This window comes from Enterobacter sp. 18A13 (genome assembly GCF_007035975.1).
Taxonomy (GTDB): Bacteria; Pseudomonadota; Gammaproteobacteria; order Enterobacterales; family Enterobacteriaceae; genus Enterobacter; species Enterobacter vonholyi.
The window spans coordinates 2,448,160-2,467,860 of record NZ_AP019634.1; the positions used below are offsets into that span (position 1 = coordinate 2,448,160).

Below are 19,701 nucleotides of genomic sequence, written 5' to 3' on the forward strand. Positions count from 1 at the left end.
GGGTGAGGGCATTGCTGAGGGTTTAGTGCTGTACGCCTGAGCGGTCAGAAAATTCGCTGGCGGAGAGAATATCACCCCGTGTAGCCGCCTGTTTCTGGCGAGCATAACGGTCAGGTACACCTTCAGGTCGCGTTTTGAAGCGACGGTGCAGCCACATATATTGTTCAGGCGCCATGCGTACGGCCTGCTCAATTGCCTTGTTCATCTGCGTCGCCACGGCTTCTTTATCGCCGCCCTGCAACGCCTCACTGATATCTTCCAGAATAATCAGCTCGTAGCCGGTGCCATTCGCCCTGCGCCGCGGCACAAAGGGTATGAGGGCAGGGTTAGCGCTTTTGACCAGCATATAGCTGCCCGCCGTCGTCGCGGCATCCGGCACCGCGAAGAACGGCACAAACACGCTGTTGGTTTTGCCATAGTCGTGGTCCGGGGCGTACCACAAAATTTCATTCTGCTTCAGCGAACGGATCATTCCCTTTAAATCATGGCGATCGAGCATGGTTTTGTTGGAGCGCAGGCGCCCGCGCGTCTGAAGCCAGTCCAGCAGGGCATTATTATTAGGACGATAAACCCCGATACCGGGGTTAAGCATGCCAAATATCCGCGCGCCCAGCTCAAGCGTCAGAAAATGCATTCCCACCAGCACCACGCCCTTTCCTTGCGCTCTGGCTTTCTCCATGTGCTCATAACCCGTTACGGTAAAGCATTTCCGCACTCGCCATGCAGGCCAGAACCACGCCATCCCGGTTTCGATTACCCCCATTCCTACCGATTCAAAATTACGCTGCAGCAATGACTCTCTCTCCACCTTTTTCATCTCCGGGAAACAGAGCTCCAGGTTGCGGCGTGCAATCTCGACGCGGCGCGGAAGCAGGCGCATCGCCAGTCTACCCAGGCCATAACCGATTCTGAACAGAAGCGGATAAGGGAGCAGCATGATGAGCCACAGAGCCGCAATGCCGGCCCAGCTTAGCCAGTAACGGGGATGAAGAAAGGCGAATGAAAAACGGGGTAATTTTGTCATCAGAAAATTATCCTTTAACGTGTCTGTCCTTAATTGATTCTGTTGAAGATCTTTCCTAAGGATGAATAATATGCCAGTCAGAAAAGTTAATTGTAGCGGATAAGACAAAACGCATTTTTATCGATTTTTGCGAAAAACGGGAAATCGAGCCGGGGAGGATTTATTCGCCCCCCGGCAGAAGATCTTACATCGAATACCCGGGCTTCTTAATAAGCTCCTCCAGCTTCGGTCCAATTTCGGTATCCCAGACCTGCGCCTTCCAGTCTTCAGGCGCGATCTGCTTCAACGCCACCGACACGGAACTGTCTTTACTGTTGAAATGGCGAATAATCACGTCGGCAATATCTGCCGCCAGTGCATCTTTTTGTTCGTCGTTCAAATCACGGGGAAAACATTTGATATCTACGTGTGGCATGTGCAGGCTTCCGGTTGTGAATGAGGGTTCCACGTTATCAGATAATTTTGTTTGCCTTTAACACCTTGTGCAGTTCCGGTAGCTGACATACGGCGTCCGCAATCGCCGTGAATTTAGGGGCATTTTCGGCAAACCAGGCGTGACGGGGCCCCCAGGTGCGCGCCACCACAATATACACATCGAGCAGCGTCAGCCGTTCCCCCAGCGCAAACGGGGTAGCCTTAAGCTGGCTTTCGAACCACAAATAGAGGGACTTCCGGTATTCGATGCAGTTTTTCTGCAGCTGTTCGGGCGCATCCGGCACCCAGCGTTCGGGATAGTCTGCATAGGTAAACGTGGGATAGACGTTGGCTACGAACCAGATGAGCAAACGCTGAAACTGCTGACGTTCAGCCTGCCCCACGGGCGGCGCGAGATCGGGACACCGGTCGAGCACCATCAGGGCAATCGCCGCCGTTTCGGTCATGATGGCACCATTTTCCAGCTCCAGCGTCGGCACCTGGCACAGCGGATTGAGCTTGTGCAGCAATTCACGCTGCGGACCGGGCTGGTCAAACCCGTCCACGTTGATAAATTGATAAGGGATATCAGCCAGGGTCAGCATCACCTCACTGATTGCCGAGCCCCAGCCGGGTACGCCATAAAGTTTAATCATGTTGCCCCCTCAGGAGTGAAAATCCTAAGTGTAGAGCACCATTAGTAGGTTATCCCAGGCGGATTGACCTCCGATTGCGTCACCGCTTCGCCCTGCTCGCCCCAGCGCGCCAGCACCTTCTGGTACTCTCCGCGCTCAATCGCACCGTTCAGCGCGGCCTGCAGGGCATAAACCAGTTGATTGCCTTTTTTGGTCGTGGTGGCGACATAAGCTTTCTTCGGCCCTAAACCGACCACGCGGGTTTTGCCGGTGAGCGCCGCTTTGTAAGCTGAAACCGACTGGGGGCCAAAGAACACATCCGCCCTGCCGGACTGGATATAGAGATTGCCCGAGGCATCGTCATGAAGATAGACCGGCAGCGCGGGCGCCCGCCCCGCTTTTTTGTTCTCTTCGTTCCAGCCCAGCAGGATGCGCTCCTGATTGGTGCCGGAGCCAACAATAACCCTTTTCCCGGCCAGATCTGCCGCGCTTTTGATTGACTGAATCTCGCTGGTCGATTTCACCGAAAACGCCAGCGAATCGACGCGGTAGGTCGCAAAATCAAACTTCTCTTTACGCTGTTCGGTCACCGCAATGTTCACCAGCGCCACGTCGTAGCGCCCGGAAGCGATCCCCAGCGGCCAGTCTTCCCACGCCGTCGGCACCAGCTTTAGCTTCAGCCCCAGGCTGCCCGCCAGCAGGCGGGCGATATCCGGATCGCTGCCAATCCGCGTGCGGTTATCGCTGGCCAGCAGCGCCAGCGGCGGGGAGTTCAGCATCGAGACGGCGACCGTCAGCGTACCCGGCTCAACGAATTTATAACCGGCGGGGATCTTCGCCACGGCCTGCCGATCCACCGTCACCGGCAGCGGCTGCTCGTTAGCTTGCAGATCGATGCTGGCGTGGCTCGCCGTCGTAAAAAGTAGCCCCGCCAGAAGTCCGTATTTCATCTGCGCTCCTTACAGCACTTTTGACAGGAACTGGCGCGTTCGCGCGTGTGACGGACGGTTTAACACCTCGTCACTGCTGCCCTGCTCGACAATTTTTCCGTCGACCATAAACACCACCTGATCCGCCACTTCCCGGGCAAAGCCGATCTCGTGAGTGACCACCACCAGCGTAGTGCCGGAGCGCGCCAGTTTTTTGATCACGTCCAGCACTTCCCCCACCAGCTCCGGATCCAGCGCCGAGGTGGGTTCATCAAACAGCATCACGCGTGGACGTAACGCCAGCGCGCGGGCAATGGCAATACGCTGCTGTTGCCCGCCGGAAAGATGCCGGGACCAGGCATCGGCTTTATCCCGCAGCCCGACCACGTCCAGCAGGCTGTACGCTCTTTCCACCGCCTCTTTTTTGCTGAGCTTTTTATGCGCGATGGGCGCCTCAATCAGGTTTTCCAACACCGTGAGGTGCGGAAAGAGGTTGAAGTTCTGAAAAACGTAGCCCACGTTGACGCGCTGTTTGAGGATCTCTTTCTCCTTCAGCTCGTAGAGCTTGTCGCCCTGACGACGGTAGCCAATGTAGTCCCCGTCAATCTGAATAAAGCCTTCGTCGACGCGCTCCAGGTGGTTAATGGTGCGCAGCAGCGTCGATTTGCCCGACCCGGACGGCCCGAGAATGACCGTCACGGAACCGGGCGGGATCTCAAGCGAAACGTTGTCGAGCGCCTTATGGCGACCGAAATACTTGCTGACGCCGGTAATCGAAATATGTCCTTCAGGAGAGGCTTGCATGGACGGGCTCCTGTGCTGGGGTAGTGGTGACAGAACGAGTGCGACGGACGGTACGGTTCTGGTTAACGGCAGAGCGGCGTTCGCTGCGGGCAAGCGCACGTTCAACACCGTACTGGATAGCGGACAGGACGGTGGTGATCGCCAGATACCACGCGGCACCGACCATCAGCAGCGGGATCACCTCCTGCGTGCGGTTGTAGATCATCTGAATGGTATAGAACAGTTCCGGCATCGCCAGGACGTACACCATCGCCGTGCCCTTGGCGAGGCTGATGATTTCATTGAACCCCGACGGCAGGATGGTGCGCAGCGCCTGAGGCAAAATGATGCGCACCGTGCGTCGCCAGGCCGGCAGGCCGAGCGCGGCGGCGGCCTCATACTGTCCGTGATCGACCCCGAGGAATCCGCCGCGAACGATCTCGGCGGTATAGGCGCTCTGCACCAGGGTGAGCCCCACCACGGCGGTAGAGAACTGCCCCAGCACGTTGATGGTTTCAAAACTGCCCCAGGTGATGCCGGTGAACGGCACGCCGAGCGAGAGCGTGTCGTAGAGATAGGAAAAGTTGTACAGGATGATCAGCACGACGATCAGCGGCAGCGAGCGAAACAGCCAGATGTAGGCCCACGCCAGGCTGCTCAGCAGCCAGGAAGAAGAGAGTCTCGCCAGGGCCAGCATGCCGCCAAACACCACGCTCAGCGCGGTACCGATCAGCGTCAGCAACAGGGTCTGCCCGACGCCTTCGAGGATCACCGGGTCGAAGAACCAGCGGGCGAACACCGCCCACGCCCAGCGCGGGTTAAAGGCGACTGACTGAATCACGACCGCCAGGACAAACAGCGCCACCGCGGCGCCGACGGCCCGCAGCGGATAACGCGCCGGGACCACCTTAATGGTTTCAACGTTGCTCATCGTCGTTCCTCATGCGGTTTTACTGAACGCTTCGCGTACCAGCGTTTTAGTGAATCGCAGCCGACCGTCAAACGGCGGCTGGCTGTACTCTTCCGGATCGCGGTTTAGATCGAACTGCGCCTGATAGCCCTGGCTGAGATAGAGCCTGACCGCTTCCGGCTGGCGAAAGCCGGTTGTCAGGTAGATCTGACTGTACCCTGCCAGCACCGCCCTGCGCTCAAGCTCCTGCACCACGCGCCCGGCAAGCCCCTGCTGACGCAGGGTTTTGTCCGTCCAGATGCGTTTGATTTCTGCGGTGCGTTCGTCGAACGGTTTGTACGCGCCGGTGGCAATAATCTTCCCGTCGCGCTCCAGCACGATAAACAGCCCCTGCGGCGCTAAATACCACTCGGTGAGCTCAATTTCCGCATCTTTGGAGAAGTAGTCCCCGTAGCGGGCCGCATATTCCCCGAACAGCCCCTCGATAATGGGCTGAAGCTCGGCATCTTCCGGTGAAACATCACGAAATCGTTCGCTCATCACGCCTCCTTAATCACCCAGGCCCGCCGGGTTCACTTCTGACTGAGGAATGCGCTCAACCCCTTCACCCCAGCGGTTCAGCACTTTGTCGTAATCGCCGTTTTTGATGACGCCGTTCAGCGCGGTTTGCACCGGCTCAACCAGCCCGCTGCCTTTCTTCAGCGTGACCGCGATGTGCGCAGCCTTCGGCCAGCCGCCGTCGACGCTGCCTACCAGTTTGGTTTTCCCGTTCAGCGCCGCTTTCCATGCGCCAATCACGTTCGGACCAAAGTAGGCATCCGCGCGCCCGGACTGCAGCGCCAGGGTTTGGGCGGCATCGTCTTTGGTATAGATCGGGGTAAAGGGCTTCAGTCCTTTCTTCAGATTTTCAGCATTCCATGCCAGCAGGATGGCCTCCTGATTGGTGCCGGAGCCGACGATAATCCGCAGCCCGGCAATGTCTTCCGCCTTCTGCAGCGACGTAATCGGGCTGGTGGATTTCACATAAAAGCCGAGGGAATCCTTCCGGTAGGTGGCGAAATCAAACTTCTCTTTACGCTCTTTGGTGACGGTTATGTTGCTGATGGCCGCATCGTATTTCCCGGACGCCACTCCCAGGGGCCAGTCTTCCCAGGAGGTTGGCACTACGTTCAGCTCCAGCCCGAGGCTGTCGGCGACCAGACGGGCGACGTCAACCTCGCTTCCCAGCAGCGTTTTGTTGTCGTCGGAGAAAACCGTCAGCGGCGGTTGATTGAGGCCCGCCACCGCCACGGTAAATTTCCCCGGCACGGCAAAGCGATAGTCTTTCGGCAGCTGTGCCACCGCATCATTGTTTTTGGCGGTATTAATCGGCGTTTTATTGGCCTCAATGCTCACGCCGGTGCCGTTAATATTGACGTTCTCTGCCCAGACGGCAGGGGTAAAGGCCAGCGCGAGCGCCAGAATAAGCGATGATTTCTGCATAGCGGGGTTCTCTTTTATTGTTGTGTGTACTGGTTTTTCGGTTGGTCTAAGCCAAGGCTTTCGCGCAGCGTGGTGCCCGGGTAGTCGGTACGGAACAGGCCGCGGGCCTGCAGAACAGGTACCACCTGGTCAACAAAGCGCGGGAAGGTGTCCGGCGTGCCGCCCTGAATGATGAAGCCGTCTGCGGCATAGCCTTCGAACCAGGCCTGCAGACCATCGGCTACCTCTTCCGGTGTACCGGAAAAGCGTGGACGCGGCGAAGCGGCTTCAAGGGCCACCTGACGCAGGGTTAAGTTGCGCTCTCGGGCGTTACGCTTAATTTCATCGGTGGTGCTGCGGAAGCTGTTTTTGCCTAAGTCGCCGATATCCGGGAACGGCTCGTCGAGCGGATACTGGCTGAAATCGTGATGTTCAAAATAGCGTCCGAGGTAATTGAGGGCGTCGTTAATCGACACCAGCGCCGCCGTGGTCTGGTACTGATTTTCCACGTCATCGGCGTCTTTACCCACAATCACGCTGACGCCCTGGAAAATATGGAGATCCGAGGCGCGGCGGCCGTTTGTTTCCAGCTGCTGTTTTACGTCCTGATAAAAGGCTTTGGCCTCGTCGAAGGTCTCGTGGTGGGTGAAAATGGCGTCGGCATGTTTCGCCGCCAGTTTTTTCCCGTCGTCCGACGCCCCGGCCTGAAAGACAATCGGGCGCCCCTGCGGCGTGCGGCCAATATTCAGCGGACCGGCGACCTGGAAGAAATCACCGTGGTGATCGAGCGTATGCAGTTTGGCCGGGTCAAAAAATTGACCGCTCTCTTTGTTGCGGATAAACGCGTCGCCTTCCCAGGAATCCCACAGCCCTTTCACCACGTCGAGATACTCATCGGCAATGCGATAGCGCAGCGCGTGTTCGGGGTGTTTTTCGCGGGAAAAGTTCTTCGCCGACCCTTCCAGCGGCGAGGTCACCACGTTCCAGCCCGCGCGGCCGTTACTGAGGTGATCGAGGCTGGCAAACTGGCGCGCCGTGGTGAAGGGCTCGCTGTAGGAGGTGGATAAGGTTCCCACCAGTCCCAGGCGCGAGGTGATGCTGGCCAGTGCGGAAAGCACGGTTAACGGTTCAAAACGATTCAGAAAATGAGGGATCGATTTCTCGTTAATATAGAGACCATCGGCCACAAAGAGAAAATCGAGCTTCCCTTCCTCGGCCTTTAACGCCGTCGCTTTCACGAAGTCGAAATTAATACTGGCGTCGGCGATCGCCGCAGGATGGCGCCACGCGGACATATTTCCGGATGCACCATGCAGAATGGTGCCCAGCCGCAGTTGTCGGGTTGCAGACATATTTACCTCTCCTGAATTAAACGTGTTGCAGGGCTTTTTCCGCAAGCTGAGCAAAATAGCGGGCAGCGGGCTCAATCAGTGCTTCATCAGGGTTGAAGGCCGGGTGATGTAAACCAAACGGGCTGTTGCTGCCAATGCTGACAAACGCGCCGGGAACTGACTGCAAATAGACCGCAAAATCTTCCCCGCCCATATGCAGTTCCGCGTGCCGGGTTTCATATCCGGCGTCACGCGCGACCGAGGTGGCAAAATCAGCCCAGCGCTCATCGTTCACCAGTGCGGTAGGCCCGGCATACCAGGTGATATCAATCTGCGCGCTGAAGGCGCTGGCAAACCCGGCGGCGATTTCACCCACGCGGGCTTTCACATTCTGCTGCACTTCCGTGCGATGGGTGCGCAGCGTGCCTTCCAGCTCGACGCTTTCCGGCAGCACGTTCCAGGTGTTGCCGCCCGCGATGCGGGTCACGCTCAGCACCACCGAATCCAGCGTGTTGACGTTGCGGCTGGCGACGCTTTGCAGCGCCGTCACCAGCTGGCTTGCCAGCACAATGGCGTCGTTGCCTTCGTGAGGACGCGCGGCGTGCGCGCCTTTACCGGTAATGCGGATCACAAAGCGGTCGACGTTGGCATAGAACGGCCCGCCGCGCGTGGCGAACTCACCGACCGGCAGGCCGGGCTCGTTGTGCATGCCGAAGATTGCGCTGACATCGCGCAGGGCACCGGCGCGCACCATGCTCTTCGCACCGCCAAAATTCTCTTCGGCAGGCTGAAACAGGATCCGCACCCGGCCGTTTAGCGAGGCTTCTCGCTCTTTCAGCTTTAACGCGGCGCCAAGGATCACGCTGGTGTGGATATCGTGTCCGCAGGCGTGCATTACGCCTGCACGCTGCGAGCTGAACGGCACGCCGCTGCGCTCTTCAATCGGCAGGGCATCAATATCCGCCCGTAGCGCAATCAGTTTGCTGCCCGAGCCGATTTCCGCCACCAGCCCGGTCGACAGGTCGTAAGGCTGCAGGGTAATCCCGGCATTCGTCAGCCACTGGCGCAGGCGCGTTGTGGTCTCCACTTCCTGGCCGGACAGCTCCGGGTTCTGGTGCAGTTCGCGACGCCAGGCAATCAGCTGTTCGCCAAAGCTCATACGGTGACCTCCTTGTTAAGACGCGCCTCGGCCAGCAGACGCAGCGACGCGACGCGCGTTGCTCCCTCCGCCACCGGCGTGTCGATGATAAATTCGTCAATGCCCCACTGCTGATGCAGCGCGTTGAGCTGTTCCAGAACCGAATCAGCGGTGCCCGCCAGCAGCGACTGCGCGCGACGTGCGATGCGCACCGGCTCGCTGCCCGCCTGGCGCGCAAACGCGTAGGCCTGCTCTTCGCTGGCCACGGTGACACGCTGTCCGTTTGCCAGCTCAACGCCCCACACTTCGACCTTCTGCGCCAGCGCGTCTGCTTCGGCCTGCGTTGGCGCGACGATCGCCTGCACCGCCACAATCACGTCCCGTGCGCTGTGCTTACGCCAGGTCGATACCACCTCGCGCAACAGATCCGGATCGCCGTTCAGGTGCGCGGCAAACACAAAGTTCCAGTCGAGCCCGGCGGCCAGCAGCGCGCTATCGATACTCGCGCCCAGCAGGAAACCCTCAGCAGGCAACGGCGGCAGCGGCGTGGCGCGGACGGCCTCTTCATTTGACTGATGCTCAGGACGGATCCAGCGATCGAGCTGAGCCAGCTGTTCTGCAAAGCTGCCCTTTTCCTGTTGATTCAGGCCCTGCTGCAGCGCGCGGGTTGAGAGCGGTAATCCGCCGGGGGCTTTCCCGACGCCGAGATCGACGCGGCCAGGCGCCAGCGCGGCCAGCACGTTGAAATTCTCAGCGACTTTATAAGGGCTGTAGTGCTGGAGCATCACGCCGCCAGAGCCAACGCGAATGCGCGTGGTCTGCCCGAGGATCCAGGCAATCAGCAGCTCCGGCGAAGGGCTGGCAAGCTGTGGGGTGTTGTGGTGTTCGGCAATCCAGAAGCGGTGATAGCCCAGATTTTCTGCCTGCTGCGCCAGCGCCAGGGTACGCGCCAGCGCATCGGCAGCCGTTTCGTTTTCAGCGATGGGGCTTTTATCCAGAATGCTGATTCGCCATGACATGTTGCGTTCTCGTTTGACTTAACATGTCGACATTATTAAAGGCGCATTTCACCACTGAGAAACAATTAATTTACATTTAGTTTGCCGGAAATCAGATATATAAAACCATGCTAAGAATAAGACTTTAAGGAGGCGATCAGCGTTTCCACCTGCTCACGACGGGTAATGCGGACGAAGCGAATATGGCTGTATTGCGGGTTTTGCAGATCGGCTTCATAGCGCGTGCGGTTATTACGCCAGGTTTTGATCGTCCAGATGATAATGGATTCTCTGCTGAAGAACGCGCGCCGGAAACTCTCTTTATTTCCCGTTCCGGGCCAAAGCTCGTGTTTATGCCAGGCCCGTTTTATTGCTCGGGTGACCGCCTGCCTGAGGGTGCGGGCAAACCCATAATCCACCCACACCACCACGTCTACATTGCGCCATTTCACCGGTCGCGTACGGTTGTAGTTTCCGTCGAGCACCCAGTCTGGCGAAGCCTGTAGCGCCTGCTCCAGCTTTTCCTGAAACTCATCGTCCGGCGTGCCCTGCCAGTCAGCCTGCCAGTAGAGTCTGTCCATCTCGATACAGGGAATAGACAGCGCGGTCGCAATCTGCTTCGCCAGCGTGCTTTTTCCGCTCCCGCTGGTTCCGATGACGTTAATTTTCACCTCAGCCTCACTGTGTTAACGAAAACTGACCAAATGATAGCGTTTTCATCCTGTTAACGAAACGCTATTTCAGCATGACAATTTTTTCAGAGTGACGATCTCCCTCTTGCAGTTTGGGTTATGTCATTTATTTGCATCGCCATCCAAAAATGCCCCTGAAAATATTTTCATTTTTATTACATCCGACAAAATTAACAGATTAAAAATAATGAACGGTGGGTATTTCAGGCTGTCAGAATTTCAGAGAGAATAAGAACAAGACAGTTATAAAAAATAATCACCCTCATCTTGCCGGAGCATTTTCCGGATGTTTTTTATTCTTGCACATCACCATGGAGTTACTCATGAGGCGTAACACTCCCGTTACACAAAACGAGTATTTACTTAACGATGGTTCGACGTTAATGTCGACCACCGATACAAAAAGTCATATTACCTACGCTAATTCCGCTTTTATTGAAGCCAGCGGATATAAAGAAGAGCATCTTTTGGGCGAGCCGCATAACCTCATCCGCCATCCCGACATGCCTGCCGAAGCGTTTGGCGACATGTGGTTTACCCTGCAGCAAGGTGAGACCTGGACCGGGCTGGTGAAGAATCGTCGTCATAATGGCGATCACTACTGGGTGCGAGCAAACGTGACGCCGGTCTGGCAGGGCGGCTCCCTGACGGGCTATATTTCCGTGCGAAATAAACCCACACGCGAGGAGATTGCGGCCAGTGAAAAACTCTATACAAAAGTGCGTAATAACGAATTAAAACATTACCGTTTTTATAAAGGATTGCTGGTTCGACGCGGTTTATTTTCATTTATCTCGCTCTTTAAATGTCTCAGTACCCGTAAACGAATCCATCTTGGTATTGCGACGACGGCGTTACTCTCCTGTCTGGCCGTGTATTTATTTCCTGATAAATTTGTGCAATCGGCAAGTCTGGTGCTGCTGTTTACTTCCCTGGGTTATTATCTTCATGCGCAGATCGCCAGTCCGTTAAAATCCATTGTGCAACAGATGCAGCGCGTGGTTTCAGGACGTAAAACGGACTATTACCATTTTGACAGGATCGATGACATCGGGCTGATGATGCGCCTGGTGAATCAATCAGGTTTGAACCTGAATTCGCTGGTTGACGATGTCGGGGCGCAAATCAGCGGAATTAGCACCATCAGCCAGCAGGTTGCCAAAGAAGGTGCGGCGCTACAGACGCGCTCTGAAGAAACAGCAGACTTTCTGCAGCAAACCGCGTCGGCAGTAGAAGAGATTGCCAGCGCGGTGAAGCAGACGGCTGAAACCGCGAACGAGGCGATCCAGATGGCCGATCGCACCAGCGACAGCGCACACCGCGGTGAAGCGATGATGAAAGAGACCATCGGTATGATGCAGTCCGTGTCGCAGGATAACAGCCAGATCGTTGATATTATCAGCGTTATCGATCGCATTGCCTTCCAGACCAACATTCTTGCGCTGAACGCTGCCGTTGAAGCGGCGCGTGCGGGTGAAGCCGGGCGCGGTTTTGCCGTGGTGGCGGCTGAGGTGCGTAATCTTGCGCAGCACTCCGCGACGGCGGCGAAAGAGATCAAAGCGCTGATCGAGAAAAACGTCGCCAGCGTCAACGCTGGCGTGGAGAAAGTGGAACAGACCGAAACGCAGCTGACGGTTATGATCGACAACGTGCTGCGGGTCTCCTCCCTGATTAAGGAGATCGGCCACGCCACGCAGGAGCAAACCCAGGCGCTGACGCTCATCAACGCATCCATCTCCCGTATCGGCGCAATGACCCACAACAATACGGGGATGGTGGATAACGTCACTCACGCCGCGAATCACCTGACGGAGCGCACGACGCGCCTTAAGCAGGCGATTGCCGTTTTTGGCGGTTAGCCGTTCGGGGTCTGTGAAGCCTGAGATTATTTTTGTGCGTTATCGCAGATCCGTCACCCGCCTGTTACCGTTTCATGTTAACGGCGGGTGCTCTGAGGTAACCCCAATTTATACCATCTGGTAATAATTAAGATATTCTGATGATTAAATAATCAACCTCGCGATTGTTTTGACTAAAAACTCATCACGATTCAGCGTGTTGTGATCCCCGTCTGCTCTGACCACACGATTTCCTTCGACGTGCATCACTTTCGGCACGGTTATATTTTGCGTCGCTTATGAATTGCAGGTAGGATGCCTCGCCATGTTTCGCCTTATCCATACGCAGAATGACTGGGAAGGCGACATGTGTTTGCGCAGAAGCAATCGTTTGTATTGCTCTCTGCCAGGCAGGACTATCACGATAATGGTTCAGACAGGCAAACAGGTAACTCAATGAAAACAAGCAATAAAAGCGCAGCCGATCATCACGCTGCTAAACGTCGCTGGTTGAACTCCCACGAAGAGGGCTACCACAAAGCGATGGGCAACCGTCAGGTTCAAATGATCGCCATCGGCGGCGCTATCGGAACGGGTCTGTTTTTAGGTGCTGGTGCACGCCTGCAGATGGCTGGCCCGGCTCTCGCCCTGGTCTATCTGGTGTGCGGGATCTTCTCTTTCTTCATTCTACGCGCGCTGGGCGAACTGGTACTGCATCGCCCTTCCAGCGGCAGCTTCGTCTCTTATGCCCGTGAATTCCTCGGTGAAAAAGCCGCTTACGTTGCGGGCTGGATGTACTTCGTCAACTGGGCAATGACCGGTATCGTCGATATCACCGCCGTAGCGCTGTATATGCACTACTGGGGCGCGTTTGGCGATGTGCCGCAGTGGGTCTTTGCGCTTGGCGCGCTGGCGATTGTCGGCACCATGAACATGATCGGCGTGAAGTGGTTCGCGGAGATGGAGTTCTGGTTTGCGCTGGTAAAAGTACTGGCCATCGTGGTGTTCCTGGTCGTGGGTACCGTCTTCCTCGGCAGCGGCAAGCCGCTGGACGGCAATGCCACCGGCTTCCACCTGATAACCGATAACGGTGGATTCTTCCCGCACGGTCTGCTGCCTGCGCTGGTGCTGGTTCAGGGCGTCGTGTTCGCCTTCGCCTCCATCGAGCTGGTGGGCACCGCAGCAGGGGAATGTAAAGACCCGCAGACCATGGTGCCAAAAGCCATTAATAGCGTGATCTGGCGTATCGGTCTGTTCTACGTCGGCTCCGTGGTGCTGCTGGTTCTGCTGCTCCCGTGGACTGCCTATCAGGCGGGTCAGAGTCCGTTCGTGACCTTCTTCTCTAAGCTGGGCGTGCCTTACGTTGGCAGCATCATGAACATCGTGGTCCTGACCGCAGCGCTCTCCAGCCTGAACTCCGGTCTTTACTCTACCGGCCGTATCCTGCGCTCCATGTCCATGGGCGGTTCTGCGCCGAAATTCATGTCGAAGATGAGCAAGCAGCACGTGCCGTACGCCGGTATTCTGGCGACGCTGGTAGTGTACGTATTCGGCGTATTCCTGAACTATCTGGTACCGTCTCAGGTATTCGAAATCGTTCTGAACGTGGCGGCACTCGGGATTATCGCGTCCTGGGGCTTTATCGTGGTCTGCCAGATGCGTCTGCGTAAAGCGATTAAAGAAGGCAAAGCCGCTGACGTCAGCTTTAAGCTGCCTGGCGCGCCGGTGACCTCCTGGCTCACCCTGCTCTTCCTGTTCAGCGTGCTGGTGCTGATGGCGTTCGACTACCCGAACGGCACCTACACCATCGCGACCATTCCGCTGCTGGCCGTGCTGCTTATTGCGGGCTGGTTCGGCGTGCGTAAACGCGTTCATGAAATTCACAGCACCGCGCCGGTTCATCCTGATGATGAAAAACACGACGCGCCGCTGGTGGAAGAAACCTCCCGTTAAGCATCCGGTAAGCATTAAAAAGGGAAGGCAAATGCCTTCCCTTTTTTTATCTTACAGCGCGATACGAATGACATCGTCAGGCTGGGTGGCTTCCTGCTGGCGGGTGGATTTTTGCTTCACCGTCACGTACAGGGTTTTGCCATCCGCAGAGAGCGCCAGGCTGTTCGGGTAGACCGGCGTGTCGAACGTTTTAGTCACCTTATACGTTTTCGCATCTATCACGCTCACCTTGCCGGCTTCACGGTGCGTCACATAGGCTTCATTGCGGGCCGGGTTAAACAGGACCGCCAGGGATTCCGGCGCGGCGATTTTCGCGATCACGCTGCCGTCTTTCAGGCTCACCACCAGCACTTCCGGCTGCTTTGAATCAGTCAGGAACGCACGCTGACCGGCTGTGTCGAGGCTCAGGTTCAGATAGAAGTGCTCTTTCCCGTCATCCTGCACTTTTTTACGGCTCAGGATTTTGTTCGTGGCCGTATCAATGGTTAACAGCTCGCCGTCCGCATTCGTGGTGTAAAGACGTTTAGCCTGCGCATCCAGCGCCAGGCCGGTGCTGTAAGTACCGGTCCTGGCAATGGTCTCTTTTAGCTTCAGCGTGGCGCCATCCACCACCCAAATCACGCTCTCTTTACCGACACCTGTGATGTAAATGGTGTTGCTCGCGTCGTCGGCCACCAGCTGGCGCGGCTGCAGCGGTTTGATGGTTTCGCTGCGCTGACGCCCGTCCAGCACCAGTCGCCCTTTTACGTCACCCGTTTTTGCATCAATCGCGGTTACCGCGCCGTTGATCGTATTGCCGAACCACAGCGTTTGAGTCGCCTTGTCAAAGGTGGCACCAAAGGGCTTGAGATCGCTATGGATCGCCTGCGTCACGTCCAGCGTGACCGGATCAAGACGGTAGACAACTCCGCCCTTATCGGTTTTACGGCTTTGCGAAGTCGCCACCCACAGCGCATTCTCCTGCTGGCTGACCGCCATTTCATACGCCCCTTTGCCCACCGCTTTACGCAGCACCTCTTCGGCGGCATGCACCTGGAACGTCCCGGCAAGCAGTAAAGTGGCAGACAGCAGTGACAGGCTCAGACGCGGTGAGCACAGATGACGTAAAGACATAACAATTCCTTTTCTGAAAAGTGGGGTTTGGGCTGACATCACTTCCGGCAGACAACGTCATGGCATTGCCTTTTGATAATGAGAATAGTAATCATTAATCAGTTGAATGTGGAGTTTTTCTTTCCCGCTTCGCCTTCCATTAACGCAATGTGCGGTTATAGTTTTCAAAACTTTTACAAAACCTTTAACATATATGGACATGTTCCATTTGGTTCGTTTACATACCACAACCGGTTTTATTCATGAAAATCATTTCTGCCCGTAAGGCTTCTCTCCCGCTGCTGCTGGTTCCTGTTATTTTTCCGCCGCTCACCGCAATGAGCGCGGAAGAACAAACCATGATCGTCAGCGCCACGCCGCAAACCGTATCGGAACTCGATACACCAGCCGCGGTCAGCGTCGTCAATGGCGATGACATGCGCCAGGCCGCGCCGCGCATCAACCTGTCTGAATCCCTTGGCAGCGTACCCGGGCTGCAAATTCAGAACCGTCAGAACTATGCCCAGGATCTCCAGCTTTCGATGCGCGGATTTGGTGCCCGCTCAACCTTCGGGGTGCGCGGTATCCGTATGTATGTCGACGGTATCCCTGCCACCATGCCGGACGGACAGGGCCAGACCTCCAACATCGATCTTTCCAGCGTGGAGAGCGTTGAAGTGCTGCGCGGCCCCTTCTCAGCCCTGTACGGCAACGCCTCCGGCGGCGTGATTAACATCAACACCCAGACCGGTAAGCAGCCGCCGACCATTGAAGCCAGCAGCTATTACGGCAGCTACGGTACCTGGCGCTACGGCATGAAAGCCACCGGCGCGATGGGTGATGGCACCCACGCGGGCGATGTGGATTACACAGTTTCCACCACCCGTTTCACCACCAAAGGCTACCGCGACCACAGCGGCGCGCGGAAAAACCTCGCTAACGCCAAACTGGGCGTGCGCATTGACGACGTCAGCAAGCTGACGCTGATTTTCAACAGCGTGGACATGAAGGCCAACGATCCGGGCGGGCTGAGCTATCAGGAGTGGCAGAACAATCCGCGTCAGTCTCCGCGCGGCGACCAGTACAACACCCGCAAGACCATCAAGCAGACCCAGGCCGGTATGCGCTACGATCGCCAGCTCAGCGCTCAGGACGACCTGAGCGTGATGATGTACGCCGGCGAGCGTGAAATGACGCAGTACCAGTCGATTCCGTATCAGCCGCAGCTAAAAGCCTCCCATTCCGGCGGTGTGATTGATATGCAGCGCCACTATCAGGGCGTGGATACCCGCTGGACGCATCGCGGCGAGCTGCTGGTACCGGTGACTTTTACCACCGGTCTGAACTACGAAAACCTGAGTGAAGATCGTCGCGGCTATGAGAACTTCGTGATGAGCAACGGCGTGCCGGACTACGGCGTGAAGGGTGATAAGCGTCGAAACGAACGTAACCTGATGTGGAACGTTGACCCTTACCTGCAAACGAGCTGGCAGCTGACGCAGAAACTCTCTGTTGATGCGGGGGTGCGCTACAGTTCGGTCTGGTTTGATTCCAACGATCATTACGTTACGCCGGGCAACGGTGATGACAGCGGTGACGCGAGCTATCACAAATGGCTTCCGGCCGGTTCCGTGAAGTATGCGGTGACGGACGCATGGAACCTCTACGCTGCCGCAGGGCGTGGATTCGAAACGCCAACTATCAACGAACTCTCCTATCGCGCCGATAACCAGGGAGGCCTCAACATTGGGCTGCAGCCGTCCACCAACAATACGTATGAAGTGGGCAGCAAAACCCGAATCGGCAACGGCCTGCTGACGGCGGCGCTGTTCCGCACCGATACGGATGACGAGATCGTGGTGGACTCCAGTTCAGGCGGCCGCACAACCTATAAAAATGCCGGGAAAACCCGTCGTCAGGGTGTGGAAGTTTCCCTCGATCAGCAGTTTGCTGAGAACTGGAAGCTGAAGATGGCGTGGACGTATCTGGATGCCACCTACCGGACTAACGTCTGCAGCGACGCAGACTGTAACGGTAACCGGATGCCGGGTATTGCCCGCAATATGGGTTTCGCTTCGTTTGGCTGGCAGCCGGAGGAAGGCTGGTACGCGGGCACGGACGTGCGTTACATGAGCGATATCATGGCCGACGACGAGAATACGGCGAAAGCGCCGTCGTATACGGTGGTCGGGCTGAACACAGGGTACAAATTCAACTACGGCAGCTGGGGCATGGACGTCTTTGGCCGCGTCGATAACCTGTTCGATAAAGAGTACGCGGGCTCGGTTATTGTCAACGAGTCTAACGGTCGTTATTACGAGCCTGCACCTGGCCGTAACTACGGGGTCGGGCTGTCGGTCTCTTATCGCTTCGAGTAAGCTAAAAGAAAAGTTTATTTGATTAATGAAATAACGCTCCTGATGGCAATAAACCATCAGGAGTTATTCACCGGATAAATAATTAGGTGCGAAATATAGTCGCCCTGCTAAATAATCTCTTAGTTAAAATATTGTCGCTGTAAAAGCAAATTCGCTTCATCAATCACCTTATCAATCGCCTTCTGGCAGGCAACAACATCTCTTCTCTCAAGGGCGGAAAGGAGTTCGTCATAGTGATATGTCGAGGCTTTGATATCGTTAAGCTCCTGATGCAGATAGTTCATACAGGGCCCGATGCGCACCCAGAGCTGCTCAATTAATGCATTAAGCGTAGGCATTTCCGCATACTGATACAGCGTAAACCGGAAGACGCGATTCGCATGCAACGCCTGCTGGACATTCCCGTTGCGCATGGCCTCATGGAAGGCCTCCGACAATTTGCGCAACGCCTCCAGTTTGCTATCAGACATATTCCGACAGGCTGCGGCGACCGCCATTGGCTCAAGCTGTTTTCTTATGGCGTTAATCTCGTTATAGCGCTCCAGCGTAACCTCCGGAACCAGAAATGCCTGCGCGGGCGTAGCGTGTAATGCCCCTGATGACACCAGGCGCAAAAGCGCCTCGCGAACAGGGGTAATACTGGTTCCTAATTTATCGGCAATTTCTTTCGTAATCAGTCGTGCCCCAGGTTTGAGTGAGCCTGTAATTAACGCTCCTTTCAAACTGAGTTCAACTTGCATAGTAAGACTGACCCTTTGGGCTTTTTCTAAGTGATCCAAATCAAGCATGTGGAATTCCTGTAGCTAAAACTTAATGCTATTTTTAAACGCCAGTTTTAATAAAACGGCGCTGGTCCGATATATCCTGTATCGTCATGCCTGGTGGTGGGAAGTACGTAAAAACAGCAAAAAAAGCAAATTTTGTTTTTTTATCGTTTTCGGGCTCATCCGGGATGATGGCGCGAAAAGCTATGTCCAGTAATTAAAGACAATATATCGTATCTTCACAAATAAATATGGCGGGAAACCCCGCCATATTGCTGTTTATTTATTGTCACTCGCGACGCGAATCACGACTTTGCCGAAGTTTCGTCCTTCCAGCAGGCCAATCAGCGCCTCGGGGGCGTTCTCCAGCCCGTCCGTTACCTGTTCGCGATAGTGGATTTTCCCCTCCTGCACCCAGCGCCCCATCTCTTCCTGGAACTCCTTAATGCGGTGCCCGTAATCCTGTCCGATGATAAAGCCCTGCATACGAATGCGTTTCTTCAGGATGGTCGCCATCAGGAGCGGCAGGCGATCCGGCCCCTCGGGCAATCCCGTCGCATTGTAGCCGCTTACCAGACCGCATACCGGCACGCGCGCGGAGGTATTGAGTAACGGCAGCACGGCGTCAAATACTTTTCCGCCAACGTTTTCATAATAGACATCAATTCCTTTCGGGCAGGCGTGCTTCAGTTGGTCGGCAAAATCGGCCGCGTGATGATCCAGACACAGGTCAAACCCGAGAACCTCAACGGCATGGCGGCATTTCTCTGCGCCACCGGCCACACCAACCACCCGACAACCCTTGATTTTGCCGATCTGCCCGACGGTCGCGCCAACCGGACCGGTTGCCGCAGCCACCACCAGCGTTTCACCGGCTTTCGGTTGCCCGATATCCAGCAGCCCCATATAGGCGGTAAAGCCCGGCATACCCAGTATCCCCAGCGACCAGGAAGGATGAGACGGATTTTCGCCCAGCTTCACAAGGCCGCTGCCGTCCGAGAGGTCATACTCCTGCCAGCCGCTGTAGCCCAGCACCCATTCACCCGGTTTGAAATCGGGATGATTTGACTGCTCAACCCGGCTGACCGTTCCCCCCACCATCACCGCACCCAGCTCAACCGGCGGTGAATAGGATGGCGCATCGCTCATGCGCCCCCGCATGTACGGGTCCAGCGACAGCCAGACGGTACGAAGCAAAAGCTGCCCCTCAACAGGGGCTGGAACAGGCTGCGTTTCCAGACGAAAATTTTCCGCCACCGGCGCGCCCTGAGGACGAGAGGCCAGCACCCAGCGGCGATTTTGCGAAACAGATTGATTCATCAGGATCTCCTTCTGGTACAAATGTTATTACAGCCTGGCTC

Annotated in this window: 16 protein-coding genes and 1 pseudogene; 3 read left to right on the forward strand and 14 right to left on the reverse strand. The window is 56.2% G+C overall.

Translation table 11 applies throughout. From position 1 onward, the window contains the following. Nucleotides 1-22 precede the first annotated feature (22 nt). From FOY93_RS11945 to FOY93_RS12000, 11 genes and pseudogenes are all read right to left on the reverse strand, one after another. Nucleotides 23-1,024, reverse strand: coding sequence for a Kdo(2)-lipid IV(A) acyltransferase (locus tag FOY93_RS11945; RefSeq protein ID WP_136194930.1), 1,002 nt, complete (start codon nt 1,022-1,024; stop codon nt 23-25). Between the two features lie 184 nt (nt 1,025-1,208). Continuing rightward, a complete protein-coding gene (gene pptA, locus FOY93_RS11950) occupies nt 1,209-1,439 on the reverse strand; it encodes a tautomerase PptA (protein WP_136194931.1) in 231 nt (76 codons plus the stop codon). 37 nt (nt 1,440-1,476) lie between these two features. After that, a complete protein-coding gene (locus FOY93_RS11955) occupies nt 1,477-2,094 on the reverse strand; it encodes a glutathione S-transferase family protein (RefSeq protein WP_136194932.1) in 618 nt (205 codons plus the stop codon). 41 nt (nt 2,095-2,135) lie between these two features. Further along, the gene (locus FOY93_RS11960) at nt 2,136-3,023 is read right to left on the reverse strand and encodes an ABC transporter substrate-binding protein (RefSeq protein WP_136194933.1); all 888 of its coding nucleotides are present in this window, start codon (nt 3,021-3,023) and stop codon (nt 2,136-2,138) included. A gap of 9 nt (nt 3,024-3,032) precedes the next feature. Beyond that, entirely contained in the window at nt 3,033-3,806 is a 774-nt protein-coding gene (locus FOY93_RS11965) for an amino acid ABC transporter ATP-binding protein (protein ID WP_023311967.1), read from the reverse strand. After that, nucleotides 3,790-4,716, reverse strand: coding sequence for an amino acid ABC transporter permease (locus FOY93_RS11970; protein ID WP_136194935.1), 927 nt, complete (start codon nt 4,714-4,716; stop codon nt 3,790-3,792). Before FOY93_RS11970 ends, FOY93_RS11965 begins: the two co-directional genes overlap by 17 nt. Before the next feature lie 9 nt (nt 4,717-4,725). Continuing rightward, on the reverse strand, nt 4,726-5,235 hold the full coding sequence (locus FOY93_RS11975; protein WP_111963655.1) for a GNAT family N-acetyltransferase: 510 nt from the start codon (nt 5,233-5,235) through the stop codon (nt 4,726-4,728). Between the two features lie 9 nt (nt 5,236-5,244). Continuing rightward, nucleotides 5,245-7,508 (reverse strand): annotated as a pseudogene (locus FOY93_RS23710) (NtaA/DmoA family FMN-dependent monooxygenase). 16 nt (nt 7,509-7,524) lie between these two features. Further along, on the reverse strand, nt 7,525-8,646 hold the full coding sequence (locus FOY93_RS11990; protein ID WP_136194937.1) for an amidohydrolase: 1,122 nt from the start codon (nt 8,644-8,646) through the stop codon (nt 7,525-7,527). Beyond that, the gene (locus FOY93_RS11995) at nt 8,643-9,644 is read right to left on the reverse strand and encodes an LLM class flavin-dependent oxidoreductase (protein WP_136194938.1); all 1,002 of its coding nucleotides are present in this window, start codon (nt 9,642-9,644) and stop codon (nt 8,643-8,645) included. Before FOY93_RS11995 ends, FOY93_RS11990 begins: the two co-directional genes overlap by 4 nt. Nucleotides 9,645-9,754: 110 nt before the next feature. Further along, nucleotides 9,755-10,294, reverse strand: a complete 540-nt coding sequence (locus tag FOY93_RS12000; RefSeq protein ID WP_115875251.1) for an AAA family ATPase — start codon at nt 10,292-10,294, stop codon at nt 9,755-9,757. A gap of 344 nt (nt 10,295-10,638) precedes the next feature. Here FOY93_RS12000 and FOY93_RS12005 point away from each other — a divergent pair, with 344 nt between their 5' ends. Then, complete coding sequence (locus FOY93_RS12005; protein WP_143345178.1) at nt 10,639-12,174, forward strand: methyl-accepting chemotaxis protein; 1,536 nt, start codon at nt 10,639-10,641, stop codon at nt 12,172-12,174. A gap of 435 nt (nt 12,175-12,609) precedes the next feature. Continuing rightward, complete coding sequence (gene ansP, locus FOY93_RS12010) at nt 12,610-14,106, forward strand: L-asparagine permease (RefSeq protein ID WP_111963662.1); 1,497 nt, start codon at nt 12,610-12,612, stop codon at nt 14,104-14,106. A gap of 51 nt (nt 14,107-14,157) precedes the next feature. Here ansP and yncE read toward each other — a convergent pair whose 3' ends face one another. After that, nucleotides 14,158-15,219 carry a 7-bladed beta-propeller protein YncE gene (yncE, locus tag FOY93_RS12015; RefSeq protein ID WP_143345179.1) on the reverse strand — a complete coding sequence of 354 codons (1,062 nt, stop codon included), beginning with the start codon at nt 15,217-15,219 and terminating at the stop codon, nt 14,158-14,160. Between the two features lie 242 nt (nt 15,220-15,461). On the opposite strand from yncE, the gene pqqU reads away from it, so the two are divergent. Continuing rightward, nucleotides 15,462-17,576 (forward strand): TonB-dependent receptor PqqU, encoded by a 2,115-nt coding sequence (gene pqqU / locus FOY93_RS12020; RefSeq protein ID WP_143345180.1) that lies wholly within the window; start codon nt 15,462-15,464, stop codon nt 17,574-17,576. A gap of 119 nt (nt 17,577-17,695) precedes the next feature. Here pqqU and FOY93_RS12025 read toward each other — a convergent pair whose 3' ends face one another. Continuing rightward, the gene (locus FOY93_RS12025; RefSeq protein WP_111963665.1) at nt 17,696-18,364 is read right to left on the reverse strand and encodes a GntR family transcriptional regulator; all 669 of its coding nucleotides are present in this window, start codon (nt 18,362-18,364) and stop codon (nt 17,696-17,698) included. A gap of 255 nt (nt 18,365-18,619) precedes the next feature. Next, complete coding sequence (locus FOY93_RS12030; protein ID WP_133294520.1) at nt 18,620-19,660, reverse strand: NADPH-dependent curcumin/dihydrocurcumin reductase; 1,041 nt, start codon at nt 19,658-19,660, stop codon at nt 18,620-18,622. Nucleotides 19,661-19,701: the final 41 nt, after the last annotated feature.

Bases quoted from the DNA above. Each gene is read 5' to 3' on its own strand.
- FOY93_RS11945 (WP_136194930.1), bottom strand. From the start codon at position 1,024: ATGACAAAATTACCCCGTTTTTCATTCGCCTTTCTTCATCCCCGTTAC.
- pptA (WP_136194931.1), bottom strand. From the start codon at position 1,439: ATGCCACACGTAGATATCAAATGTTTTCCCCGTGATTTGAACGACGAA.
- FOY93_RS11955 (WP_136194932.1), bottom strand. From the start codon at position 2,094: ATGATTAAACTTTATGGCGTACCCGGCTGGGGCTCGGCAATCAGTGAG.
- FOY93_RS11960 (WP_136194933.1), bottom strand. From the start codon at position 3,023: ATGAAATACGGACTTCTGGCGGGGCTACTTTTTACGACGGCGAGCCAC.
- FOY93_RS11965 (WP_023311967.1), bottom strand. From the start codon at position 3,806: ATGCAAGCCTCTCCTGAAGGACATATTTCGATTACCGGCGTCAGCAAG.
- FOY93_RS11970 (WP_136194935.1), bottom strand. From the start codon at position 4,716: ATGAGCAACGTTGAAACCATTAAGGTGGTCCCGGCGCGTTATCCGCTG.
- FOY93_RS11975 (WP_111963655.1), bottom strand. From the start codon at position 5,235: ATGAGCGAACGATTTCGTGATGTTTCACCGGAAGATGCCGAGCTTCAG.
- FOY93_RS11990 (WP_136194937.1), bottom strand. From the start codon at position 8,646: ATGAGCTTTGGCGAACAGCTGATTGCCTGGCGTCGCGAACTGCACCAG.
- FOY93_RS11995 (WP_136194938.1), bottom strand. From the start codon at position 9,644: ATGTCATGGCGAATCAGCATTCTGGATAAAAGCCCCATCGCTGAAAAC.
- FOY93_RS12005 (WP_143345178.1), top strand. From the start codon at position 10,639: ATGAGGCGTAACACTCCCGTTACACAAAACGAGTATTTACTTAACGAT.
- ansP (WP_111963662.1), top strand. From the start codon at position 12,610: ATGAAAACAAGCAATAAAAGCGCAGCCGATCATCACGCTGCTAAACGT.
- yncE (WP_143345179.1), bottom strand. From the start codon at position 15,219: ATGTCTTTACGTCATCTGTGCTCACCGCGTCTGAGCCTGTCACTGCTG.
- pqqU (WP_143345180.1), top strand. From the start codon at position 15,462: ATGAAAATCATTTCTGCCCGTAAGGCTTCTCTCCCGCTGCTGCTGGTT.
- FOY93_RS12025 (WP_111963665.1), bottom strand. From the start codon at position 18,364: ATGCTTGATTTGGATCACTTAGAAAAAGCCCAAAGGGTCAGTCTTACT.
- FOY93_RS12030 (WP_133294520.1), bottom strand. From the start codon at position 19,660: ATGAATCAATCTGTTTCGCAAAATCGCCGCTGGGTGCTGGCCTCTCGT.